The 7,363-nt window shown below is 64.5% G+C and carries 6 protein-coding genes; 2 read left to right on the top strand and 4 right to left on the bottom strand.

Going from position 1 to position 7,363, the window contains the following annotated elements:
• Nucleotides 1-126 precede the first annotated feature (126 nt).
• Complete coding sequence (locus ACFY2Z_RS41430) at nucleotides 127-636, top strand: hypothetical protein (RefSeq protein ID WP_339131854.1); 510 nt, start codon at nucleotides 127-129, stop codon at nucleotides 634-636.
• On the top strand, nucleotides 633-1,274 hold the full coding sequence (locus tag ACFY2Z_RS41425) for an RES family NAD+ phosphorylase (RefSeq protein ID WP_339131853.1): 642 nt from the start codon (nucleotides 633-635) through the stop codon (nucleotides 1,272-1,274). Before ACFY2Z_RS41430 ends, ACFY2Z_RS41425 begins: the two co-directional genes overlap by 4 nt.
• 58 nt (nucleotides 1,275-1,332) lie before the next feature.
• Here the strand turns inward: ACFY2Z_RS41425 and ACFY2Z_RS41420 are convergent, their stop codons facing one another.
• Genes ACFY2Z_RS41420 through ACFY2Z_RS41405 form a run of 4 tightly spaced genes read right to left on the bottom strand, consistent with a single transcriptional unit; the run spans nucleotide 1,333 to nucleotide 7,197 of the window.
• On the bottom strand, nucleotides 1,333-1,731 hold the full coding sequence (locus ACFY2Z_RS41420; RefSeq protein WP_339131852.1) for a hypothetical protein: 399 nt from the start codon (nucleotides 1,729-1,731) through the stop codon (nucleotides 1,333-1,335).
• Nucleotides 1,728-3,815 carry a hypothetical protein gene (locus ACFY2Z_RS41415; protein ID WP_339131851.1) on the bottom strand — a complete coding sequence of 696 codons (2,088 nt, stop codon included), beginning with the start codon at nucleotides 3,813-3,815 and terminating at the stop codon, nucleotides 1,728-1,730. Before ACFY2Z_RS41415 ends, ACFY2Z_RS41420 begins: the two co-directional genes overlap by 4 nt.
• Nucleotides 3,806-5,701, bottom strand: coding sequence for a hypothetical protein (locus ACFY2Z_RS41410; protein WP_390749162.1), 1,896 nt, complete (start codon nucleotides 5,699-5,701; stop codon nucleotides 3,806-3,808). The genes ACFY2Z_RS41415 and ACFY2Z_RS41410 overlap by 10 nt, the downstream gene beginning before the upstream one ends.
• The gene (locus tag ACFY2Z_RS41405) at nucleotides 5,698-7,197 is read right to left on the bottom strand and encodes a site-specific integrase (protein WP_339131849.1); all 1,500 of its coding nucleotides are present in this window, start codon (nucleotides 7,195-7,197) and stop codon (nucleotides 5,698-5,700) included. The genes ACFY2Z_RS41410 and ACFY2Z_RS41405 overlap by 4 nt, the downstream gene beginning before the upstream one ends.
• Nucleotides 7,198-7,363 lie beyond the last annotated feature (166 nt).

Genomic DNA, 7,363 nt, shown 5'->3' with positions numbered 1-7,363 from the left:
TTATGGCTAGGTGATTTTCATGTCCGTTGTCCACGACTCCCCTGTCCACGACTCCCCGAACAAGGGTTGACGGGTTGACGAGGTTGACGGGTTGACGAGGTTGACGGGTTGACGCACTCTGGAGATGTGACAGAAGCCAGAGAAGAAATGATCAAGGGGTTCATCGAAGAGGTGAGCACTCTCCCTGAATCCGCCTTGGACCACATGCGTCCCATGGTCGCCCGGCATCTGGGGCAGCAGGCCGCTCAGTCGGTACTTGCTCCGATGATCTGGGCCGAGAGTGTTGGCGAGATGATCGACACCTCTCGCTTGAGTTTGATGATGGGAGTGAGCCGACAGGCGCTCGCCAAGCGGGTTGCAGCTGGGAGGCTGCTTGGTCTCCCCGGCCGAGGAACCACACACTTTCCCGTGTGGCAGTTCCGACCAGATTGGTCCGTGTCTCCCGACGCCACCGACATCTTCAAGATCTTCCGCGAAGCCCTCGGGCGCCTCGACCCCTATGCGGTGAGTGCTTGGATCAACACCGCGTCCAGCGAGCTGAACGGCCTGACGCCAGGACAATGGCTGGCTCGAAAGCCGGACTCGGAGCCTGTTCTCGCTGTGGCTCGTCGTGCGGCAGAGAGGCTCGCGTCGTGACAAGCAACTTTCCTCCGGAGGATCCGCGCGAGCTGGCTGGCTTCCCGACAGCGGAAATTCAGCACAGCCTTTTCCGCATCCACCGGGCCACCCGGGACGCAAGGTACTTCGGCATGAAGGGTCTCTTCCGTTGGGACGACCCGCGTGGAACGAACAGCGAGTTCGGCACGTGTTATCTGGCTGAGAGTGAGACCGGCGCCTTCCTGGAGACGCTCAGCGGTTTCAGTCCGCTCTCCGAGCAGCTCGTGAACGACCGCCGAATGAGTGAGCTGCAGTTCGTTCCCGGTGCCGTCGGTCGCATTGCCGACGTCACCCATGAGTCAGTCGTCGGCAACTACGGCATCTTCGGTGATCTTTCTGCTGATGGCAGCTATCAGCTGTCGCAACAGTGGGCCTTGGCTCTCTGGAAAGCCGGGTTCAACGGCGTGCAGTATCGCGCCCAGCATCACCCAGGGTTCTCAGAAACTGCAGTCGCCTTGTTCGGTCCGCCTGGCGAACAAGGCCCTGGCCCCGGACTTCTTGAGTATGGCAAGCCTGAACCGGACGGCGGCCCCGAGCCGATCTCCGAGGCGCTTCTGGACGAGATGAAGAGGCGCTTCAAGATTCTTGTCGTCCCGGCGGTTCCTCTGCCGTGGTGAGGAGTAACTGGTCGGTGGGCTCGGCTGCCGCGTGCAGTTGAGCTCACCAGCTGGCCGATCATTGGTGGGAGCGATAGTCAGAGAGCCGGACGACGCCACTGAACTTGGCCAGCTCGTTCTGCATCCTCCTGTTCTCGATGGTCAGACGGCGGATGTGGTCCTCGTAGATGTGCAGGTGCCTGGTTAGTTCGTCCTTCTCGCGCCGGAGGCGGGCGATCGTCTCGCGGTCGCTGGTCGGGTCCTTGGCGGGTCGCGGTTGGCGGGTGCGCCGTGCGGCGTCTCGAGACAGGTAGTCGGTGACGGCGGGACCGAAGTCGCGGTAGAGAGTCTGGCGTTGGACGCCCAGCTGTCTCGCGAGAGCGGTGACGGTGGCAGCCTTCCCGGCTTCGGCGGCCTGGGCCAGAAGACCTTCGATGACTTCAGCGACCGTCTCGGTGGTCAGCGCGTGCTTCCTCATGCCGAGGTCTCCGCTGGTTCGAGGGCGCCGGCCCGGGCGAGGAAGGACCGGATTTCAGCGCGGTCCTCTTCGAGGCGGACGCGGACGCGGGGCGCCAGCGTGTCGGCGGCTTGGAGTCGTGTGTCCTGTTCAGCTAGACGCTGGAGCCATGCCTGGATGTTGGAGTCGGTCAGGGCGACGTTGCGGCAGGCCAGGGGCTTGCACTGGCCGGGGTCCGGGGTCGTGTCGCTCTCGCCGGGCAGGCGGCAAAGGCGCCGGTTGGCGTTGTCGGTGCAGGTGATGAAGCGGCCGGGGTAGATCTTTGGGTCGTCGCGGGCCATGAGCTTCTTCATCTGTGCGTCGTCTGGTGTGCGGCCGAGGAAGCGGATCCGGTCACCGAACTTATCCAGACGGGAGCGTGCCTCCTCGGCCGAGGGACCTCGCAGCTGCTCGTGGTCGTGGCGGTCGACCATGATGGAGAGGCCTTCGCCGCGGGCGAGAAGGGCTTCTTGCTGGGCTTCCGCTCGGAAGCCAGCCTTCGATGTTCCGGCGTATCCCTCGAACATCTGAACACTGAGATGTCGGTATTGGATGGCGCCAGCGATGCTGCCGCCGGGGCGGCGGCCGATGAACCAGGCCAGGGTTCGGCGGAACTGTGCTGTGCTCAGTCGCCAGGGCAGACCCTTGACATTCGGGATGCCGTCGTCGCGATGGGTGCGGTGGCAGTAGTCGTTGACCCACGTGATCAGCAGGTTCAGGTCTTGGTTGGTCCCCTTGGACGTCTTAGCCCCTGTCGAACGGGGTTTGAGATGCGTCGGCGAACTAGGGGGAATCGCGAACAGCCAGCGCTGGCGCTTGGGCTGCAGCCTCTCAAGCACGGCAACCGCAGCCGAGACGGGGTGGCCGACGACCCACGTCGCACGGACTCCCATCGGGCTGCCTTCGCCCTTGAAGGCCATGCTCGTGATCTTCCTCCGTGTGATCCGTCCCGTCCGATCGGCATCCACTGTCAGGCATCCGCGCTTCAGATGCTTGACCTCGCTGTCACGCATTCCGGAGAGGTAGGCGATGACGGTGTAGGCGGCGGCAGTCAGGACACGGATGAGATCAGTTAGATCAGTGTCGTAAGAGATCTGCTTCAACCAGGGCTCACCATCCAGCAGGCCCCGGACTCGGGTGTGGAGGTATGCGTTGTCGGCGACGCCCACCTCCTGGCGGGTTTGTTCGATCAGCTCCCAAGCCTGGGGCTCGGTCAGCGAACGCCGATTGCAGTCGAGCTCGCGGGCCAGGTGGCTGACGTTGATCCCGTGTGGGCCGCTTGTTCCACCGGGTAGAGGCCTGCCTTCGTCCCGGTAGCGCCGCAAGAGCGTCTCGAGCCGGCGGCGGGCACCGCGGCCGGCCCTGGCATCGCAGAGCGTCCTCTTCTGGAGGGCCAGCCATTCGTCCTGGGCGGCCAGGATGTCGTCGGCGAAGTCGTTGACGAACCGCATCGACCAGACCAGGAGCGGGCCGATGACCGATTCCGGGATCCGACGGCGAGCGTTCTCCCGCCTCCTGCCTTCCGATGCTTCGTGCCAGTCGTCCTCGAGCCGCTCAGGATCAAAGAGAAGGTGGTCACCGTTGAGTGACTCCCTCCAGGTCCAGAGCAAGCGGACGGGTCGGCGATGCTCACCTCGTCGTCCGGAGGAGGTCACCGTGGCCAGCAGGTGCTTCTGGAAGAGGCGGAGCATGTCGGGCGTGAGCGAGTCGAGGCGAGGCGAGTTCTGAGCCGGCTTCTCCAGCCAGTCGAAGAACTCCTTGATCGCCTGGAAGTGGCCGTGGATGGTCACCACTCCGCGGTTGCTTTCACCCACTGGTGGCGTCCCCGCCAGCAACGCGTAGAAGAGGTGCTTGACGATCAGCCGATAGGCGGCAGGAATCGCCCGGAAGTTCAAGATCAGGGACTGCTGCTGCTGTTGCAGCAGTGCCGGCGTCAGCCTCCAGACGTCGTCGGCGAAGCGCGAGGTATCGCCTCGGCGGACCCCCTTTCGCAGACGGCGGCGTCCCAGGACCAGGGCGTCGGGACGGACCGGAGAGTATGGCGGTGCCAACTGCATCAGACCCATGCGGCCTCGTCCTCCTCGGGACCGTTGAGGAGGGAAAGCACCCGGTCGGTTGGCTTGGCGTCCTCGGCCGCAGCCCGTTCCTCCGGAGTGAACCTGGGCAGAATGTCCTCGTTGATGGCCAGCCATGCCTGTCCGTAGTCGCGCCACCAGGTGTCGCGGTCGGTGCCTTCCCACCGCTCGGCAAGCTCATCGAGCAATGCAAGCTGGGCGGGCAGGTGGGCAGCTGTGGCGACAGCATTTCGGCAGGCGAAGCAGGTCAGGAACGAGTCCCGGCAGCCGCCGTCGGACTCAGCGCATGCCGCGAACGCGGTGTCACGCTCTCCTGCCAGAACCTGGCGGGCCGTCTCCTCGTCCAGGCCGACGTCAGCGGCTGGACGGCTGGGACCATCCTCGGTTGGGCCGGGCAAGATCCTCATTTCGCCCTGGTCTTTGCGGGCCCGCTGGTAAGCGGCGCGGGCAGCAGCCTCGGCGTCCTCCAATGCCTCGGTGACAATCTCTTCGGCCCAGTCCTGAACGTCGGGATCGCCTCTGAGGTAGTTCCGGAAGAGCACGTCCTGGGTGTTCGACACAGTCGAAGAGGGCAGATGCCCGCCTGCCGCCCGCGTGTTCATGCGATCGACCGTGGTCTTGAGCCGACCGAGATCGAGTTTGAAGTTCGGCAACCGTGCTAGCTCAGGACAGGTGTCAACCCAGTCGACCAGGGCGTAATTGAAGCCAAGGCGCTTGTCGAAGGGGTTCTTGTGGCCGTGGGTCTCCCCCTTGCCGTTCATCGATCCGTTCGTCCAAACCGACCAGACCAGCGGTGAATGGCTGATCAGCCGGCCTCGTCGGGCGAGACGCTCGCAAAGCAGGTAGTACCCACCAGACGTCTTCAACCGTTCGCTTTGGCGGCCGACGTCCCAGGTCACCTCCTCAAACCAGCGGTCCGCTCCGCGACGACGTTTGACGATCTCCATCGCGACCGCATGTCCGTCGATCAGTCGGTGTACCGCCGGAAGTTCCTTGATCGTTTCCGCGTTGCGGCCAGTAACCGCGACCCCGAGCACCACCAGCGGAATCATGTCGTCATGGGTGAGGAACAGCTGACGCGCCAGTCGAAGGCGGGCCGGCAGGTCGGGCGCGCTGCCCTTCTCACCCCGGCTCGTCGTCCGCAGGACAGTCGGAATCCGGCCGGTTCGAGCTACTTCCGCCAGCACCGCCCCGCGCTCTCGCTCCGGGCCCGTTAACTCGGTCGGAGCGCTGGTGTAGCGGGCCAGCAGAGTCTCCCCATCCCGGATTCGCCGATAGATGTCCACGACCGCGCTGCGGGCGGCTGTCACAACCTGGTGGAACGTTGCGTCGTCGTAGCCGGGCAAACTTCGGACCTTCCGCTGGTCGATGCGCTCGACCTGCCAGATCATGTCGAGCACGTCCGGCCGCAGGGTGCCCGGCGGAACCTTCCGCAGAAGGCTATGCAGCAGTTTGAAGTGGTCGAACAGCCCTCGCTCGCGCATGCCGGCTTTGACATGCAGCCTGTAGCGCTTCATGTGGGAGCCCGTCAGGCGGGATAGATCCCTCGGTGGTCGGGGCAACGTGTTCAGGAACCGCAAGAACCTCTGGATGACGGTCCATTGCCCGTTCGCGCTGGCCACCGTGTTGAGCTGATTGCCACCAAACCGGGCGGCGAAAGCCCGGGCAACGACTTCGTGCAGTTCGGGCAGCGGTAGGTCCTCAAAGCTGTAGACCGCCTTGCGGTGATCCCGGCCCGTGAAGTTGACGACAAGTCCCCGGTCACCGTCATGGGCAACGACCGGAGGCGGTTCGTAGAGCCCTGCGGGCTGGGGTGACGAGCGACCCGGAGCCGTGCGGGGGCCTGGCAATGAGACCGCGTCGGAGTTATCACTCATACCCACTCCTCCGCCAGGAAGGAGTCCTCGTCCCAGGCGTCCTCGATCGTGCGGCATTCCTCGGCCTCCACGGCCTTGGCCATGTCGTCGAGGTAGGGCCGGTCGGGATGCTCCCAAAGGTCGGGCACCAGCATCAAGCGAGTCTCCATCTCGAGCTCCCGCAACGTGTGCAGGTAGTTCTGCGTCGTCTCAAGAGATGCGTGTCCAAGTCGAATGCGGACCCAGTCCAGCGGGTCGCCCCAGATCATCCGGTAGTGCCGGCGCTGAACCATGTCCATCGCACTGAGGGACTCAAGGTGGGCCCGCTGAAGCTGTTCCAAGGTCACGACCGCGAAGCTGTGCCGCAAGGCATGCGGATGCCCGTGGATCTTCACTCCGAGCAGGCGGCAGCGCTTGCTCGCCTCCCGGAACACCCACTTCCAGGCGTGCAAGGTCAGCGGCGTGCCGTCTTCTGACAGCCAGAGTGCGGCCGGCTCGAGCCCTCGTTCGGTGGTTGTGAACAGCCGCAGTCTTTCCTCCGGGTCCAGGTCCTCCACCAAGTGCCACTTGTCCCCGATCCGAACCCGCGTCGTCCCCGGCTCAACCACCAGCTTGTCCTCGACCGCCTCGTAGCGGCCCGCAGCCTGAGCTCTGGCCACGGCGTCAGCCCGGTCGATCTCGACATAGTCGACGATGGCCCGCAGGCCTCCATCGGGAATGTAGACATCGCGGCAAGACCCACCCTTGGCGATCGCCTCCGGCAGCCAGAACCGGTAGTAGGCGCTCAGGCCGTCGTGGTCGGGGAGCTCGAACAAGGTCAGCGCTGACTGTTCCTCCAGCCTCAACCCTGTGCGAACCATGAGGTCGGTGTAGGCCGAGTTCCTCGCGATCCGCTTCCCGCGGAAAGACGGATCCTTCAGCCCGGTCGGCAGATAGCCGCGAATCCCGACATCCCTCCAGCTTCGGTATTGCTCCGGTGTCAGCCAGACGACTTTCTTCCTGCGGGCATCCGGCCGCTTCTCCGCAGCAGTCTTTCCCGCTTCTTCGCCCCGTCGAGGCCGACGGCGAGACTCGCCAGCACGGCGACGGCACGCTCGCTCATCGATCGGATTCGAGGCCGTGTACTTGCGCTTGCCAGCCCATCTGTAAAACCCGTAGGCCATCGACACCGCATGGTTCCAGGACGACCCAATCAGCCTCGACCCCTGCGGATCATCGCACCGCCAGAACTCGTAGACCTCACGATCACGGACGGTGGCGTCCCGCCACCCACGAGCCCGGCCCGGTGCCGCCGATTCGGTCCCTTCAGTCCCGTCAGCCACCGGCGGCCTGTGATTCCAGAGGAAGTCACAGAACGTACGCATCTCACGCGCAGAGCCAGACCTCGTATGACGAGATCCACCGATCATCTGCGTCGACGTCCAATAGCCATTCAGCTCGATGTCGTAGGAGCCATCAGGAGCGATCAGGAAGGGCGTACCCTCGCCGATCCCCTCGCTGTCCAGCCAAGCGGCCATACCGGCCGCACTGAACTCCTCTGAGAGCTCCCGCAGCAGCGGCCTCGGCTCCCGAGGAGGTCGCCTCCGTCGTTTCGTCACACTCATGCGCCACTTGGCGTCGTTCCCCTCCACACAGGAGACAACGACGCACCGAGCGTGCGGACACTGTCCACCAACGCATAAG

Source organism: Streptomyces sp. NPDC001222 (genome assembly GCF_042896945.1).
Classification (GTDB): Bacteria; Actinomycetota; Actinomycetes; order Streptomycetales; family Streptomycetaceae; genus Streptomyces; species Streptomyces gibsoniae.
This window is presented reverse-complemented; position numbering and strand designations above follow the sequence as displayed.